This window comes from Comamonas sp. 14P8.1.4, from assembly GCF_057799285.1.
On record NZ_JBYOKN010000016.1, the window covers coordinates 34,981 to 49,966 of the forward strand.

Below are 14,986 nucleotides of genomic sequence, written 5' to 3' on the forward strand. Positions count from 1 at the left end.
AGCTGTGTTGGTATTGTGCTGAGGCACTCACCGACAACGTTGCCTTGGCAGCTTACTACCGCACTGGCAGATGGCCACACCGCAGTGAATGCCTGCATCGATCCTGATGAACGGCTACGTGCGTGAAGTGTTGCAGTCGATGCTGGTCCGAGGAGAAAGCGGCCGCCTGTGTACGAAGCAGTGATCACTGCTGCCACAGAACAGCCGCACGATGCAGGGCAAGGTCAGGCCATTAAAGGCAGGCCACCGCTGACCTCCAGAACCTCACCAGTAATGTAATCCGCCATGCTCGAAGCCAAGAACACCACCGGTCCAGCAATATCAAGAGGCTGACCAACACGCCCCAACGGGATTGCTTTAATACGCTCTGCATATTTATCGGCGACGTTGATGTCTCCGTAAAAGGCAGTATCAATCAGACCAGGTGCAACCGCATTCACTTGAATACCGTAAGCGGCGAAATCCTTGGCGAAAGCTTTGGTCAAAGAGCTGACCGCACCTTTGGAAGCTGAGTAAGCCGACCCACCCACTGCACCACCATTGCGCGCAGCCGTAGAGCTGATATTGATAATTCGCCCTTTTTCAGATTTTTTCAGCAAAGGCAAACAAACTTGCGTCACCAGAAAAACTGAGCGCAAATTAATATTAATTACCCGATCCCAAGCATCTACAGGCAGATCTAAAAAAGGCATTTTATTTGGTGATGCGCCTGCATTGTTGACAAGTACATCCACTTTACCAAAAGCACTTTTTATCTTTTCTATAATAGATTTAACTTCATCCGGCTTGGTCAAATCGCCTTCAACCAAGATGGAACGAACACCCAAATTTTCAACTTCTTTCTGTAACTTCAGCGCCTTTTCTTTCATGCCAAAGTCATGCAAAATGATATCGGCACCTAGCTTGGCAAACTCTTTAGCGACTTGCCCCCCAATGCCGCCACTGGCACCAGTGACAAAAACAACTTTATTTTTAAAATTAATCATTTTCAATTTCTTTCAAGCAGAACGGTTGATCAGGTAAGATTTTTTTCGGGTGAAACGGTAAATTGAGTCATAACCCAATCTTGACCCAGAGAGGCCTGATTGTTTAAACGCATGCTTTTCAAGCTCATTACCTTCACCAATTGCTGCCGTACCGTACCCCGTCCCATTGATGCTGACGGCGCCTACCTCAAGCTTTTGAGCAATCGAAATCGCATCTTCCGCATGCTTAGAGAAAACTGCTGCGCTTAATCCATATTCTGAATCATTCGCCAAATCAATGGCCTCTTGCAAAGACGCGTAAGCCATTACTGGAATAATTGGCCCAAATGTTTCTTCAGTCATCAAAGACATAGCATGATTGACATCTGTCACAATAGTTGGTGCCCCCCAATAACCGCCATTGATCTCTTGCACATGCCCACCGGATGCAATTTTTGCACCTTTTGAGATGGCATCATCCAGCTGCCTGTTAATGACGCCAACTTGGTTCTCCTGAATGATTGGCCCTATATTTCCATCGTGGATGGTGGGATATGCCAATTTGAATTCCTTGATTTTTTCAAGCAACTTCCCAGTGAATGAATGCACAACTCTTTCATCCACATATACACGTTCAATAGAAACACAAACTTGACCCGCATTCGACAATGCGCCCTTTGCAATAGCCGCCACTGCCAAGTCTAAGTCTGCATCTGCGGTAACAATTGCAGGATCTTTGCCACCGAGTTCCAAACATGCCGGAATAAAATTGCGCGCCGCAGCCTCCGCAACTTTGCGGCCAGTCGCTACGCTGCCCGTAAAACAAATCGCATCCACTTTGGTAATGAGCTCTGCGCCGATGTCCCCATGGCCTTGCACATACTGCAACACGGCCGCCATCTCCGGTACACGCGCGAGTGTGGCCAGCAGTGGTTGAACAAACCGAGGCGTAAATTCACTGGGTTTGACGATGACTGCGCACCCTGCAACCAGCGCTGGAATCGTGTCCAACAAGGAACTCGACAGCGGGAAATTCCAAGGACTGATCACACCTACCAAGGGGTAAGGCGACAAGTCACCTTGAATCTCTACCGCGGGCATCGAACGCAGGTGATGGCTGCGCTGCGCGAACACTTCTTTGGCCAAAACTCCCAGCTTCGCAATGCTCGTGGGCAGTCGCAGCATTTCCATCTCGGACTCAGCAAGCCGCCCTGTATCGCAGATCAGTGCTTCGAGGATGACATCGCGGTCTTTCTTGACCTCTTCACTCCAAGCAGAGAGTATTTCCAATCTTTTTTCAAACCCTATCGCCTGCCAATTCACTTGGTTGTTGCGGAGTGTTTTCGCTGTAGCTTCTAGTTCTTGCTTGGAAGTGCAATTCAGCGTGTAGTCGTAATGCCCGGTACGTGGATTTCTGATATTAATAGACGTATTCATTATTTATTTTCAGTACTTAATCAATTTGAATTCTTGCGTCAGAAATGACCTTCGCCCATTTACTTCTTTCATTCTCAACAAATCCATTAATTTCTTTCAGATTCATTGTTTTAGTGATCATTCCAAGCTTCAACAATTGCTCCATCACCTCTGGTTTCTGCATCACTTGGTTAATAATTTTGTTATATTTTTCATCCACAACTACGGGAGTCCCCTTGGGCAATACCAGCAAATTCCAAATATCTGCTTCATAACCTTCAATTCCTGATTCCGCTACGGTTGGCACATTCGCCAGCGAGGCCAATCTTTTGCTTGATGTAATAGCAATCGCTTTGAGTGATCCTGCACTAATCTGCGACGCAACACTGGCGATTCCAACCACAGCAATATCCACTCGACCGGACGATAAATCGCTTAATACAGCTGAATCCCCTGTATATGGAATATGAGTTAATTGGATGTTTGTTTGATGAGCCAAATATTCTGTTGCCAAGTGTGCGGGAGATGCATTACCAGCAGTTGCTACCGCAATAGACCCCGGCTTCTTTTTAGAAACTTCAATAATATCCTTTACAGAATTCAGTGGCGACGCATTACGCGTGATAAGCACCATACCTGAGGACCCCAAGTAGGCTACTGGATTAATGTCTTTTTTGGAGGAATAAGGTAACTTCCTCCCCAAAAGTTCATGCAAAACTGTTGTTGAAACACCGGATAAGGCACTGGCATAGCCATCGGGTGCAGCTCTCAAAACTTGCGCAACCCCAATCACGCCTGCAGCACCAGCACGATTTTCAATCACTACTGCAGTGCCAATTTGATCCGTAATTGCTTTAGCAACAATTCTTCCAGCCAAGTCTGTGGACCCACCAGGTGCGTACGGAACAACCATCTGCATAGGTTTGACTGGGAATTCTTGTGCTTTTGCATGATTTATTGAAATCGCCAGCAATAATGAAAGCGAAACAACCCCGGAATAATTTCTTTTCCAACTTCTCATGATTTTTGTCTCCTTGGTTTTACGATTTTTTTATAAATCACCATAAAATACTAGATAAATTAGTACTTGGGAGACATTGCTGTTATGCGCTGTGATTTGACTTTTTGTAAAAACAAGAATTACCCACCAGCTCTGGCATGTGATGTCAAGCACATACTTACCCTAAAAGATATCGAATTACTTAGAAAGTAAAAAACCAACAACTACATCAAAAAAATTTCTTTAATTATAAAAACCCACAAACATTATAATTAATTTGTACTTCTTATACTGACACCCAATGATGACAGATAATTTCCTTCAGAAATTGTTTAAAAATATCAAATGTTGATGTAATGACACTTCAAATTGCAAACTTTTCTATTAGCCAGTTTTTGAAAAGCAATGCACCATTTTTAATATTTTTTTCTGGCAAAATCACATAGTATTTAAGACCTGTCTTTACAGGCAAATTAAATGGCGTCACTAGTTTTCCAGAACTTATTTTATCGTTCAGCAATATTGGCTGCCCCATAGCTACGCCCATTCCGCTGATTGCTGCATCCCACGCCAATATGGCATTGGCGAACTGAACTTTGTTTTCTGGATTGAAATCTTCTGCATAATCACATTTCTCAATCCAGGTTTCCCAATCAAAGTCTCTGTAATCCGTTGATATCAGTGTTTTTCTTAGAATTGAAGAAGGGAATTTTTTATTTGGAGCAAATTTATCCAAAAACTCAGGAGAACAGACCGGCTCAATCATATCTTCAAACAACAAGGTGGTTTGATACCCAGGCCTTTCTCTATTCAATATTTGTATAGAAATATCAGCTTCATCTCCTTTGAAATCTATTGACTTAGCCCCCGTTTTAATTGTCAGTTTTATATCCGGATACAAAGCACAAAATTCATTCAAGTTGGGTATAAGCCAATTTCCCGCAAAACTGGTATAAGTTTTTATAACAACATTGGTTTCATTGCTCTGCAAGACTTTGACAAAGTTTTCCGATGATTTTGAAATCAAATTAAAAGCATCTGAAGATGATTGTGCCAGTTCTTTTGCAAGCGGCAGCAACTCCAGTCCATGCTTTTTTCTTTTAAACAATCGGCAACCATAGTACTCTTCCAAAGCCGATATTTGACGACTTACCGCTGACTGGGTCACTCCCAATATTTGAGAGACCAACAATAAACTCTGGTGTTCAGCCACCAATGAAAAAACATAAAAAGGATTCAACGGAGGAATTTTCATCACACCTGCACTTTAGAGTTGAGTTTTTGTAAACCATCATAACTTTTGCGCGCAGCCTGCACAAGAGAATCCCGGAAAATAGTGACGCACATCTCATCGAAAAATGAGCACTAGAACACTGTAACCAACCATACCTTATGAACACGCAGACTCTGAAAGACAAAGCCATCGTTGTGACCGGCGCAAGCGGTGGCGTCGGCCGCGGCATCGCTCTCGAACTCGCCAGAGAGGGCGCAAAAGTTGTCGTGAATGACTTGGGCGTTTCTTTGAACGGTGAGCAGGACAAATTGTCTGCAGCCCAAGAAGTGGTCAATGAAATTACTCAAATGGGTGGTATTGCGATTGCAAATACCGAGAGCGTTTCAGAATGGAATAGCGCAAACAATATTATTAATTCCTGTGCCAATGAATTTGGTCGCATTGATGCGGTCATTAACAGTGCCGGAATTCTCCGTGATTCGATTTTCCACAAGATGACACCGAATGATTTTGAATCGGTCATCAAGGTTCACTTGTTTGGTGCTTTCAACATGAGTCGCGCTGCAGCAGCATATTTCCGCGAGCAAGGTGGCGGTGCACTGGTGCATATGACCTCTACGTCCGGCTTGATCGGTGCCATGGGTCAAGCGAACTATGCGGCCGCCAAGCTCGGTATTGTGGGTTTGTCGCGCTCTATTGCCATGGACATGGCTCGCTTTGGCGTTCGCTCCAACTGCATTGCTCCGCACGCATTCAGCCGCATGATCGAAAGCGTCCCAGGTCTATCGCCTGAAGAGCAAGAAAAATATTTGGAAAAACGCCGCCAAACCACGCGACCAGAGCAAATTGCACCTTTGGCGGCATTTCTTTGCGCTGATGCGGCCAAAGACATTACCGGCCAAATTTTCGGTGCGCGCGGCAACGAAATTTATCTCTATAACCAGCCACGTCCTGTACGTACCTTGCACCGCAGCGAAGGCTGGTCCGTTACATCCCTCGCTGACACGCTGCCCAATGCATTCAAAAACAGCTTGACGCCTTTGGAACGCACCAAAGATGTCATTTCTTGGGAAGCTATTTAAGTCAAGTCTCCTCCTTCTAAGGCCTGCCAAGGCCTTTTTTGCTATTTACGCCTATGCCATTGAATATTGAGAATTTGAAGAATTGGCAGTTTCCCGAAGTTCGCACTACCTACCAAGACAAAGACTGCATGCTGTATGCATTGAGCCTGGGGTTCGGCTGTGACCCGCTGGATAAACAAGAGCTGCCATTTGTCTACGAGCCGCAATTGCAAACTGTTCCGACCATGGGTGCGGTGCTCTGTCATCCAGGTGCGTGGCTGACGGATCCACGCACAGGCGCAACCCGCACCAAAGTCGTACATGGTGAGCAACGCATGCAGTTTCACCAGCCACTTCCAGCCACTGGAACGCTGATTTCCAAAGCACATGTCATGGGGGTACAAGACAAGGGAAGTGAGAAAGGTGCCATCCTGCATCTGCAGCGCCAGCTGTTTGGAGAAGATGGCACGCATTACATAACCATCTTGCACTCTTCATTTTGCCGAGCGGATGGCGGCTGCGGATCCTTTGGTGTCGCCCTGCAGCTGGCGGCCTTGCCCGAGCGCGCAGCTGAGCGCACCATCACACTTGCAACCACGCCGCAGGCGGCTTTGCTCTATCGTCTCAACGTCGATCGCAACCCTTTGCATGTGGATCCTGCCACCGCCCAAAAAGCAGGATTCGCACAACCACCACTCCATGGTCTCTGCACTTACGGCATGGCAGCTCGGGCTATTCTCAAAGGCTGGCTGGATTACCAGCCGCAGCGCCTGCAAGGATTGGAAGCACGCTTTTCTGCCAGTGTCTTTCCGGGTGAAACACTGGTGTTTGAGACCTGGCAGGAAGACCAGCGAATTGCATTCCGTGCATTTACCAAAGAACGTGGCGCTAAGGTGCTGGATAACGGCTGGGCATCGGTTGTGCGGTGATGGCTCCACCCCAGTAAGCGGTAAAAAGGGCACTCTTGGTGCCCTTTTTTGTGTCAATTTTGGTGCCTGATGGGCATCTCACTATGCCCATCCGGTACATCAACTGCGCCGAATAATCAAAGCATCGACCGCATAGCCCCCGTTGGGAAGCGCGATAAAGGGATTGATTTCTACGCTGGCCAAATCGGCAGCATTGTCAAAAACAAAATTCGACAAACTTACCAATGCGCTGGCCAAGCACTCCAGATCTGCTTTCTTTTTTCCACGTGCACCATTGAGTAAAGGGAACCCTTTGATGGCCTGAATCATGGCCTTGGCTTGTTGCAAATTCAGGGGGGCCGTATGGAATTTCACATCCTTGAAAATTTCCACAAAAATTCCGCCCAGCCCAAACATCACCATAGGGCCAAAAACCGGATCATTGACCATCCCCAATACGGTTTCGGTGCCTCCAGTAATCATGGGCGAGACCACTGCGCCCTGCAGCAACGCGTCCGGACACTTGCTACGCACGATCTGCATCATGCGATCCCAACCCTCTAGCACTTCTTGCTCAGACGCCAGATTCAAAAGCACGCCTCCCACATCGCTTTTGTGAGCAATGTCGGGTGACAGTACTTTCATCACGACGGGGAACCCTAAATCTACCGCTGCCTTGGCTGCATCTTGGGCAGTTGCCACCACCTTTTGTGGGGCGAAAGGAATCTGCGCGCCCTCCAGAATCTGCCGCGCCTGCGCTTCATCGATTTGCGCGGCTGGCCATTGCACCTTAGCTCTTGCAGGTGCATGCGCTGGCACGTCGACCACAGGCCAACGCTGTGCTTGCGCAATCCAAGCCAACGCACCAATCGTGCGTGTTGCTACCGCCGTGTCTGGGAAATACAAAATCTGATTGTCTTCGAGCTCTTTGACCACCTCTGGGGCTGAGCGCATGCTCAAGGCGACCAGTTTGTGCGGATACTGGCGGCGTAGTGCCAGCAAATCTTCACGCACCTTGCCCCATTCAATCTGCGTTTTGCCAATATTGGCATTGAAGCTCAGGATGCTGTCAAAGCCATCGAACTCAAACACGATCTTCATGATCTTGTTGAACAACTGGCGGTCGCTAACCACTTGCCCCGTGGTGTCGACAGGGTTCACACCGCTGGCAAAGGGTACGATGGACTTGATTTCATCTTGCAGGGGTTGCGGCAAATGCGGTAGGACCAAACCGCTGCGCTCGCACTCATCAGCAGCAATGACACCGATGCCACCGGAGGGAGTGATCACCCCCAGACGATTCCCGCTTGGCAGTACCGACACAGAGCAGGCATAGGCCACATCGACCAGTTCTTCCATCGTCTGAGCACGCCATGCACCGCACTCCTTGAAGACACTGTCAAAAACGACATCTGCACCCGCCAGCGAGCCGGTGTGTGATGCTGCTGCTGCGGCCCCCTGCTCGGAGGCACCCACCTTCATAACAATGACGGGCTTGGCCTGCTGGCGCGCAGTCTCCAGTGCACGACGCAGGCGATAGCCATCTTGGCAACCTTCCAGGTACGCCAGAATCACTTTCGTATTGGCATCGTGTGCCATCCATTCAATACAGGCTGCAACGTCTACGCCAGCTTCGTTGCCTGTAGCGACAAAGTGACTAAAGCGCACGCCCCGATCACCAGCGAGCCCATACAAGTACGAGCCAATGGCACCGCTTTGGCTGACAATGCCGACATTGCCAGGCTCAAACATTTCATGCTCTAAAGCGCTCATGAACGTGGAGTACATGGCATTGCGTGTGCTGAAAATACCGATGCAGTTAGGCCCCACCAACTGCACACCTGCTTGTGCACAACGGCGTGCCAGCTGCTCCTGCTTTTCCTTACCTTCATGCCCCACTTCTCCGAAGCCGGAGCTGAAGATCACGATGGAGCGTGCCTGCTGGGCCAGTGCTTCTTCGACGGCACTTTCCACCAGCGCACCTGAAACTGCGACGATCACCTGGTCGACAGGGTGCCCCACTGCAGCCAAAGACGTATAGGCGGGTAGGCCTTGAATTTCAGCTTGCTTAGGATTAATAGGAAGAATCTTGCCAGCGTAGCCACTGCGCAGCATATAGGCGATAGGACGGCCGCCAATTTTGCGAGGATCCGAGGACGCACCAATCACCGCAATCGATGTGGGCGTGAATAAAGGGTCAAGAGACTGGTAAGTCATAAGGCAACCATGTTCCAGTGCGGGCACTCTCTGTGCAGCCGCCAAACGCAAAAAAAGGCTGCAACCCATGCTGCAGCCAAATACTCAGGATTTAGGCAAACCCAGCGTGCGGGCTGCCAGCAAATTGCGCTGAACCTGCGCTGTACCACCAAAAATGGTCACCGGGCGCGTAATCATGTAGAGCCATTCAAGGTCTGTTTCCAAACCAGGCACAGATTCTTCTCCCATCAAACCGCCGTGCTGGTTCACCACTTCGGTACATGCTTCCGCGATGCGCTGCAATGTCTCACTGTTGAATAACTTGAGCATCGAGAAATCATCATCGGCATTGCCACCAGCCAATGCGGTTTCACAGACTTGCTCATACAGTGCTCCGGCATCTGCCACATCGCACTCAAAACCTGCCAGCAATTGCTGAAAGCTTTGCTGCGCCGTGATACCCATGGCTTCACCAGCCTGATGCAAAACACGCAAGGCATAACGAATCAGTTCCGGCGATCCATGGCTGAAACGCTCAAAGCCCAGCAAAGCTTTGCCCACTGTCCAACCATCACCTACCTCTCCAACCACGTTGGTACGTGGGACACGGACATCATCAAAAAACACTTCGCAAAAGTGCTCGTCGCCAGCCAAGGTACGAATAGGACGAATCTTGATGCCAGGGGTGCTCAGGTCGGCCAGCAGGAACGTCATACCCTGCTGCTTCTTGGCTTCCTGGCTGGTGCGAACCAGCATAAAGATCTTGCTCGCATCGGTCGCCAGCGTAGTCCAGATTTTTTGCCCATTGACGATGAAGTCATCACCATCCACCACCGCTGCAGTCTTGAGGTTGGCCAGATCCGAGCCTGCGTTGGGCTCTGAATAGCCTTGGCACCACATGTCCTCACAACTCAAAATGCGTGGCAAACAGCTGGCTTTCTGCGCAGAAGTTCCGTATTTGAGCAGCACTGGTGCTAGCAAGCGCAGCCCATGATCGATCGGGCGCGCTACGCCATAAAGCTCCAGCTCTTCTTGGTAGATCAGTTGCTTGTCGAGGCTCAGCCCCATACCACCAAAATCTCGTGGCAAGCTGGGAGCACGCCAACCATCACGCAGCTGCGCACGCAACCATTGGCGCGCCTCATCGCCGGTCAGACGCTTCAGAGGGTTACGTAGGTCAGACGGATAGTTTTGAGCGATCCAGGCGCGCCAGCGGTTGCGAAACTCTGCATTATCGAGAGTGTTGAAATCAAACTGCTGGCTCATATGGACACCTGTTGCACAAAAATTTCCTGCGCCACTTTTTGACGCTGGTAGCTGCTGTTACCCAAGTAGGCAGACAGACGCAACGCGGCTTTCAGATACAGACCGATGTCTGCCTCTGCGGCAAAGCCGATGGCTCCGTGCGCCTGCACACCAAAGCGACCACTCAGTTGCGCAGCCTGTGAAGTACGGGCCTTGGCACGGGCCACGGTAGCGCTGACACCTGAGGTCACTGATGGTGCATCCAGCTCTCGCACCGCCGCTTGCAATGCAGCTTGCGCCAACGCCTGCTGCACACGCACGTCCACAGCCAGATGCTGCAGGCTTTGGAAACTGCCAATGGCTTTACCAAACTGCTGGCGTGTGCCCATGTATTCCACAGTGATGCAGAGCGCCTGTTCTGCAATCCCTTGCAGTTGAGCACTGGTCAGAACAATAGCTTCTCGGTGTGCCTGGTGCAGCGCTTGCAGCACTGCATCACCACGGCCCAAGCACTGGGCTTGCGCCAATGACACATGGTCCATGCACACGCGTGAAACGCTGCTGCCGTCGCTGCCCAAGGTGGTTTCCAGGGTCAGCCCCGACGTGTTAGTCGGTAGACTCCACAACTGAATTTCTGCGCCCTCTACGGCTGTCACCAACAAGTGATCCGCCATATCTGCCGCTATCACAGCGTGCTTGACCCCATCTAGGTACGCGATACCTTGTGAATCTCTTTGCAGTTGCAGACACGGCACTACATCCACGGCCTGCATGCTTTCCTGCCATGCAGGCACGATCCACGCATTGCCAGTCAGCAGAGCTTCTGCGATCGCTTGCCAGCCTCCAGGATTGCTCGCATGAAGGTGATTGGCCAGCGTTGCGACCATGATGGCACTGCTGACAAACGGTTCTGGCACGACATATTTACCCAACTGTTTGGCAATCACTGCTGCATGGCGGGGCTGCAGCCCTGATCCACCCAGTTCTTCGGCCAGACTGATAGACAGCCACCCCTGCTCTGCCATTTCGCGCCACAGCGTGCGGCTATAGGCATTGCGGCCTTGGTATATCTCACGCAGGCGCTCTTTTTCGTGGCGATCCTTGAGCATGACCTCTGCGGCATCTGCCAACATGACTTCAGTTTCGTCCATGTTCTTCTTTACAAGAAATTGAAGGCCGCTGCTGAAGCGGCCCAGACATCACAACGTAGCCGCACTACCCAGAATCACGGTGCTTTGGCTCGACAGAGCACCACCGTTACCGTGCGCCAGAGCCACGTCGCAACCAGCTACCTGGCGTGCACTGCACTCACCGCGAATCTGCCGTGTGGCCTCAATCAGCAGAAACAACCCATACATGCCGGGGTGGCAATAGGACAGTCCGCCGCCATTGGTGTTTGTTGGCAAGGCGCCCCCGGGGCGCAATTTGCCGTCAGAGACAAACACACCACCTTCGCCTTTTTGGCAAAAACCCAAATCTTCCAAAAACAACAAGGTGGTGAGCGTGAAAGCGTCATACAGCTCGCGAACGTTCACATCCTTGGGACCCAGGCCTGCCATCGCATAGGCTTTTTCACCCGACTGTTTGGCGGCTGTCACCGTCAGGTCCGCCATATTCGAGATGGACTGGTGGCTATAGGACTCCCCACAGCCCAGTACAAAAGCTGCAGGTTTTTTCAAGTCCTTGGCGCGCTCCGCCGAGGTCATGACAATGGCACCACCGCCATCAGTGACCAAGCAGCAATCTCGCACAGTGAGGGGATAGCTGATCATGCGTGCACTGAGCACGTCCTCAATGGTGAGTGGCTTCTTCTCCCAAGCCGCAGGATTGAGCATGGCCCACTGACGCGCAGCAACCGCAATTTCTGCCAGTTGCTCGCGTGTTGTGCCGTATTTGTGCATGTGCTGAGATGCAGCCAATGCATAGGCAGTAGAAGGCATGAACGGTTTGTAGGGCGTCTCATAGGGATTGGTCTCGCGCCCCCCGGTGGCTGCTCGCCCATCACTACGTTGCGTGCTGCCATAAGTAATGACTGCCACTTCGCACAAACCTGCCTGAATGGCTGCCTGCGCATGTGCCACATGCGTCATGAACGATGAACCACCCAAATAGGTGGAATCGCCATACCGAGGCTGAATACCCAGGTATTCACGCAAAGCCAGTGTCACCATGCGGCTCTGTGTCGCTGCCCCAAACAGACCATCCACATCCTTGAGCTGCAGGCCGCAGTCATCCAGTGCACGCACAATGCCTTGTGCCATCAAATCCACAGGTGTCATTCCTTGAGCGACTTGCCCCAGGTCCGACTCAGCCACCCCTACGATGGCGACGCTGCCACGGCGATTAGTCATTGCGTGCGCCCTCCTGCAGCACAAACACCGGCAAAGGTGCTGGAGTCCCCTCTTCCACAACAAACTTCACGCGTACGCGCTGGCCAATACGCACGGCATGGGGGTCAAGCTCTTCCACGCGGCTCATCATGCGAAAGCCCTCATCCAACTCAATCAGGGCGACGTTGTAAGGATCGCCATCACGGGGGTAAACCACGGTCGTTGCATGCACCTCACCCATTCCGGCACTGACGCGCCACTCCAAGGTGGTGCTTCCGGTGAAGGGGCACACCATTCGTGGGAAAAAGACGGCCCGGCCTGCTGCAGGGCTGTATTGATAGGCCAGCTGCTCCTGCTGCAAATAGGTGCGGTAGGTTCCCAGCGGGGAGTTTTCACATTGCTTATTCATGGCACATGACTCAGTTTCACGCAGGCTTCAGGTTCACCAACTTGGCGATACGTTCCCACTTTTGCTTTTCTTTCACGACAAACGCCTGTGTTTGCTCCAGCGAATAAGGTTCGAAATCAATGCTTTGCAACTGCAGCTGCTTTTGCACTTCAGGGTGTGCAAATGCCTTGTTGATCGCGGTATTCATGCGCTGCAGCAATTCACGGTCTGTGCCTTTGCGACACACCACCAAATTCCACAAAGTGGCTTCAAAACCTGGGTAGCCAGACTCCGCTACCGTGGGGATATCGGGCAAGCTGTTCGAGCGCTTCGCACTCGTCACAGCCAGCGCCTTGAGTTTTTTGTTTTTGACCAGCTCCTGCGCCTGAGGCAGTGAGACGATGCCCATGTCAATCTCACCAGACAGCACGCCATTGAGAATTTCTGTGTGTCCCTTGTAGGGCACGCCCAAGATCTTGATTCCAGCGGCATCCTGCAAATACTCCAGCGTCAAATGGCTGGGTGATCCGCCAGGCGGGGTGCCAAAAGACAGGGTTTCAGGCTTCTTCTTGGCGTGGGCGATCATGTCCTGCAGGCTTTGGAATGGGCTGCTTGACCGTGTCAGCACCAAGCTGCCAAATGCGCCCAAATGGCCGACTACCTCCAGATCGCGCTCAAACACGTAGGGGGGATTCTTCTGTGTGACCGACACCAGCGAGGTTGTTCCAATGCCACTCACACCAAAGACCGCGCCATCCGGCTTGGAGCGCACCACTTCCTGCATACCAATCAAGCCCGCAGCACCGCCCTTGTTTTCAGGAACGATCGTGACGCCCATTTCCTGGCCGACTGCATGCGCAAAGATGCGGCCCACAATATCTGTGGAACCACCAGGGGTGTAGGGAATGACAAGCTTCAAAGCACGAGCTTGTGCCCAAGCCATGGAAGTACCCAGCCCCCAGCTGGCAGCAGCTGCCAAACCACCCTGCATCCATTCACGCCGTGCAATTAATGCCTTGGTCGATGTGTCTTTAGCCATCTATGTCTCCTTGAATTTATGCATTCAATTTTGAGCATCCACCATCCCCTTCAGCTCGCCATTAAGTTCTTATGATTTGCAAAAAAATCAACTTTCATAGTGCAAAGCACACCAACCGCACTTTCAGATGTGCCCAAAACTCATGCCTGTCGCGGCAATCTAGCTTGGAGTGAAGGGCGCAAACACAGGTGGCATCTGAATCACGCTAGCAGGCCTTAATCAAGTTAGCCTGCGCCATAGCCAGCAGGCCCTCCTCGCCATTGCGGATGGCAGATTGGATGCAGGCAGTGTTGCGCCCCAGTCGCATGGGGATGGCTTCAATCAGCGCATAGGGGCCGCCAACGGGCTCCAGATACTGCACAGAGATATCGCTCAACGCAAAAGCGTCACGGGATATCGCTTCAGACGCACTGGCCAGCAGCGCCATGAGCACTCCACCCTGCAGATGCCCTACGCGATTGCTGTTGTGCTTGCCGATGTCAATGCGCCGACTTATGCCGCCTGCGCATACGTCTTCAGGCATGCAAGGCAATGACCAAAAAGACTCCAATGCCGCCGCTCCACCAGATTCACAGGCTTTGGCTCTGCGCCACACTGTTCGCTCGGTTTCATCCAGCTCCGAACTATCTAGACAACCATGCAACGTAGACTGCCTAGGCAGGGGATGCTGTGCGGTGCCTGTTTTGTTGGGCAGTGCAGCAAATGTTGACTCCCCCGTCACACACACACTACCAGCCTGATCTTCGATGCGCACAGACACAATCGCTGTCGCAACCACCCGATCGCTGGGTAAAAACTGCACATGGGCTACAGCACGGAGCCGACCATGCAGCGGCAGCTGATTGAAAGACAAACGCATGGTCACTGTAGCGACACGCACGCTTTTTCCAACATACCCACGAACCGCTGCAGCCATGCAAACATCAGCCAGCAAAGACACGGCAGCCTTGCTGACACGCCCTGACATATCCCGACAGTGATCACCAATCTGCATCAGCGCAATCGCGCCTTGCTCAGAGACTTCGTGCTCGAAATACACATCCATCAAGTGCGCTGGAAACATCCAGCCCGGCGTTCTGGCCGCATGCAGCGCGCGCAACACCTGATCAGAGAAAGATACAAAGGCCATGGTTGGACTTCCCCATACACAAGGGAAGCCAGCTTCCCTTCTAAATCTGCTGCCGCAGTGATGCGATGCCTAAAC

At 51.3% G+C, this 14,986-nt stretch carries 14 protein-coding genes; 3 read left to right on the forward strand and 11 right to left on the reverse strand.

Annotated elements, in window-relative coordinates; translation table 11 throughout:
• Window positions 1-224: 224 nt before the first annotated feature.
• The 4 genes from AC27VO_RS15725 to AC27VO_RS15740 all read right to left on the reverse strand — a co-directional run bounded on the left by AC27VO_RS15725 (window position 225) and on the right by AC27VO_RS15740 (window position 4,636).
• Window positions 225-986, reverse strand: coding sequence for an SDR family NAD(P)-dependent oxidoreductase (locus AC27VO_RS15725; protein WP_488667655.1), 762 nt, complete (start codon window positions 984-986; stop codon window positions 225-227).
• Window positions 987-998: 12 nt separating this feature from the next.
• A complete protein-coding gene (locus tag AC27VO_RS15730; RefSeq protein WP_488667656.1) occupies window positions 999-2,402 on the reverse strand; it encodes an aldehyde dehydrogenase family protein in 1,404 nt (467 codons plus the stop codon).
• A gap of 16 nt (window positions 2,403-2,418) precedes the next feature.
• Window positions 2,419-3,402 carry a Bug family tripartite tricarboxylate transporter substrate binding protein gene (locus AC27VO_RS15735; protein ID WP_488667657.1) on the reverse strand — a complete coding sequence of 328 codons (984 nt, stop codon included), beginning with the start codon at window positions 3,400-3,402 and terminating at the stop codon, window positions 2,419-2,421.
• Window positions 3,403-3,745: 343 nt separating this feature from the next.
• The gene (locus AC27VO_RS15740) at window positions 3,746-4,636 is read right to left on the reverse strand and encodes a LysR substrate-binding domain-containing protein (protein WP_488667658.1); all 891 of its coding nucleotides are present in this window, start codon (window positions 4,634-4,636) and stop codon (window positions 3,746-3,748) included.
• A 137-nt stretch (window positions 4,637-4,773) separates the two neighbouring features.
• Between AC27VO_RS15740 and AC27VO_RS15745 the strand changes: the two genes are divergently transcribed.
• Entirely contained in the window at window positions 4,774-5,697 is a 924-nt protein-coding gene (locus AC27VO_RS15745) for an SDR family oxidoreductase (protein WP_488667659.1), read from the forward strand.
• A gap of 53 nt (window positions 5,698-5,750) precedes the next feature.
• Window positions 5,751-6,605 (forward strand): MaoC/PaaZ C-terminal domain-containing protein, encoded by an 855-nt coding sequence (locus AC27VO_RS15750; RefSeq protein ID WP_488667660.1) that lies wholly within the window; start codon window positions 5,751-5,753, stop codon window positions 6,603-6,605.
• 99 nt (window positions 6,606-6,704) lie between these two features.
• On the opposite strand, the gene AC27VO_RS15755 is transcribed toward AC27VO_RS15750, so the two are convergent.
• The 7 genes from AC27VO_RS15755 to AC27VO_RS15785 all read right to left on the reverse strand — a co-directional run bounded on the left by AC27VO_RS15755 (window position 6,705) and on the right by AC27VO_RS15785 (window position 14,305).
• A complete protein-coding gene (locus AC27VO_RS15755) occupies window positions 6,705-8,801 on the reverse strand; it encodes an acetate--CoA ligase family protein (protein ID WP_488667661.1) in 2,097 nt (698 codons plus the stop codon).
• Between the two features lie 84 nt (window positions 8,802-8,885).
• Window positions 8,886-10,046, reverse strand: a complete 1,161-nt coding sequence (locus AC27VO_RS15760) for an acyl-CoA dehydrogenase family protein (protein WP_488667662.1) — start codon at window positions 10,044-10,046, stop codon at window positions 8,886-8,888.
• Complete coding sequence (locus AC27VO_RS15765; protein ID WP_488667663.1) at window positions 10,043-11,176, reverse strand: acyl-CoA dehydrogenase family protein; 1,134 nt, start codon at window positions 11,174-11,176, stop codon at window positions 10,043-10,045. Before AC27VO_RS15765 ends, AC27VO_RS15760 begins: the two co-directional genes overlap by 4 nt.
• Window positions 11,177-11,224: 48 nt before the next feature.
• Window positions 11,225-12,376: an acetyl-CoA acetyltransferase gene (locus AC27VO_RS15770; protein ID WP_488667664.1), complete on the reverse strand. Its 1,152-nt coding sequence runs from the start codon at window positions 12,374-12,376 to the stop codon at window positions 11,225-11,227.
• The gene (locus AC27VO_RS15775; RefSeq protein ID WP_488667665.1) at window positions 12,369-12,764 is read right to left on the reverse strand and encodes a Zn-ribbon domain-containing OB-fold protein; all 396 of its coding nucleotides are present in this window, start codon (window positions 12,762-12,764) and stop codon (window positions 12,369-12,371) included. The genes AC27VO_RS15770 and AC27VO_RS15775 overlap by 8 nt, the downstream gene beginning before the upstream one ends.
• A gap of 16 nt (window positions 12,765-12,780) precedes the next feature.
• Window positions 12,781-13,782 carry a Bug family tripartite tricarboxylate transporter substrate binding protein gene (locus AC27VO_RS15780; RefSeq protein WP_488667666.1) on the reverse strand — a complete coding sequence of 334 codons (1,002 nt, stop codon included), beginning with the start codon at window positions 13,780-13,782 and terminating at the stop codon, window positions 12,781-12,783.
• Between the two features lie 205 nt (window positions 13,783-13,987).
• Window positions 13,988-14,305 carry a PaaI family thioesterase gene (locus AC27VO_RS15785; protein WP_488667667.1) on the reverse strand — a complete coding sequence of 106 codons (318 nt, stop codon included), beginning with the start codon at window positions 14,303-14,305 and terminating at the stop codon, window positions 13,988-13,990.
• Window positions 14,306-14,758: 453 nt separating this feature from the next.
• On the opposite strand from AC27VO_RS15785, the gene AC27VO_RS15790 reads away from it, so the two are divergent.
• On the forward strand, window positions 14,759-14,986 hold a 228-nt coding region (locus AC27VO_RS15790; protein WP_488667668.1), incomplete at its 3' end, for a hypothetical protein.

Bases quoted from the DNA above. Each gene is read 5' to 3' on its own strand.
- AC27VO_RS15725 (WP_488667655.1), bottom strand. From the start codon at position 986: ATGATTAATTTTAAAAATAAAGTTGTTTTTGTCACTGGTGCCAGTGGC.
- AC27VO_RS15745 (WP_488667659.1), top strand. From the start codon at position 4,774: ATGAACACGCAGACTCTGAAAGACAAAGCCATCGTTGTGACCGGCGCA.
- AC27VO_RS15735 (WP_488667657.1), bottom strand. From the start codon at position 3,402: ATGAGAAGTTGGAAAAGAAATTATTCCGGGGTTGTTTCGCTTTCATTA.
- AC27VO_RS15770 (WP_488667664.1), bottom strand. From the start codon at position 12,376: ATGACTAATCGCCGTGGCAGCGTCGCCATCGTAGGGGTGGCTGAGTCG.
- AC27VO_RS15780 (WP_488667666.1), bottom strand. From the start codon at position 13,782: ATGGCTAAAGACACATCGACCAAGGCATTAATTGCACGGCGTGAATGG.
- AC27VO_RS15755 (WP_488667661.1), bottom strand. From the start codon at position 8,801: ATGACTTACCAGTCTCTTGACCCTTTATTCACGCCCACATCGATTGCG.
- AC27VO_RS15775 (WP_488667665.1), bottom strand. From the start codon at position 12,764: ATGAATAAGCAATGTGAAAACTCCCCGCTGGGAACCTACCGCACCTAT.
- AC27VO_RS15765 (WP_488667663.1), bottom strand. From the start codon at position 11,176: ATGGACGAAACTGAAGTCATGTTGGCAGATGCCGCAGAGGTCATGCTC.
- AC27VO_RS15740 (WP_488667658.1), bottom strand. From the start codon at position 4,636: ATGAAAATTCCTCCGTTGAATCCTTTTTATGTTTTTTCATTGGTGGCT.
- AC27VO_RS15760 (WP_488667662.1), bottom strand. From the start codon at position 10,046: ATGAGCCAGCAGTTTGATTTCAACACTCTCGATAATGCAGAGTTTCGC.
- AC27VO_RS15785 (WP_488667667.1), bottom strand. From the start codon at position 14,305: ATGCCTGAAGACGTATGCGCAGGCGGCATAAGTCGGCGCATTGACATC.
- AC27VO_RS15730 (WP_488667656.1), bottom strand. From the start codon at position 2,402: ATGAATACGTCTATTAATATCAGAAATCCACGTACCGGGCATTACGAC.
- AC27VO_RS15750 (WP_488667660.1), top strand. From the start codon at position 5,751: ATGCCATTGAATATTGAGAATTTGAAGAATTGGCAGTTTCCCGAAGTT.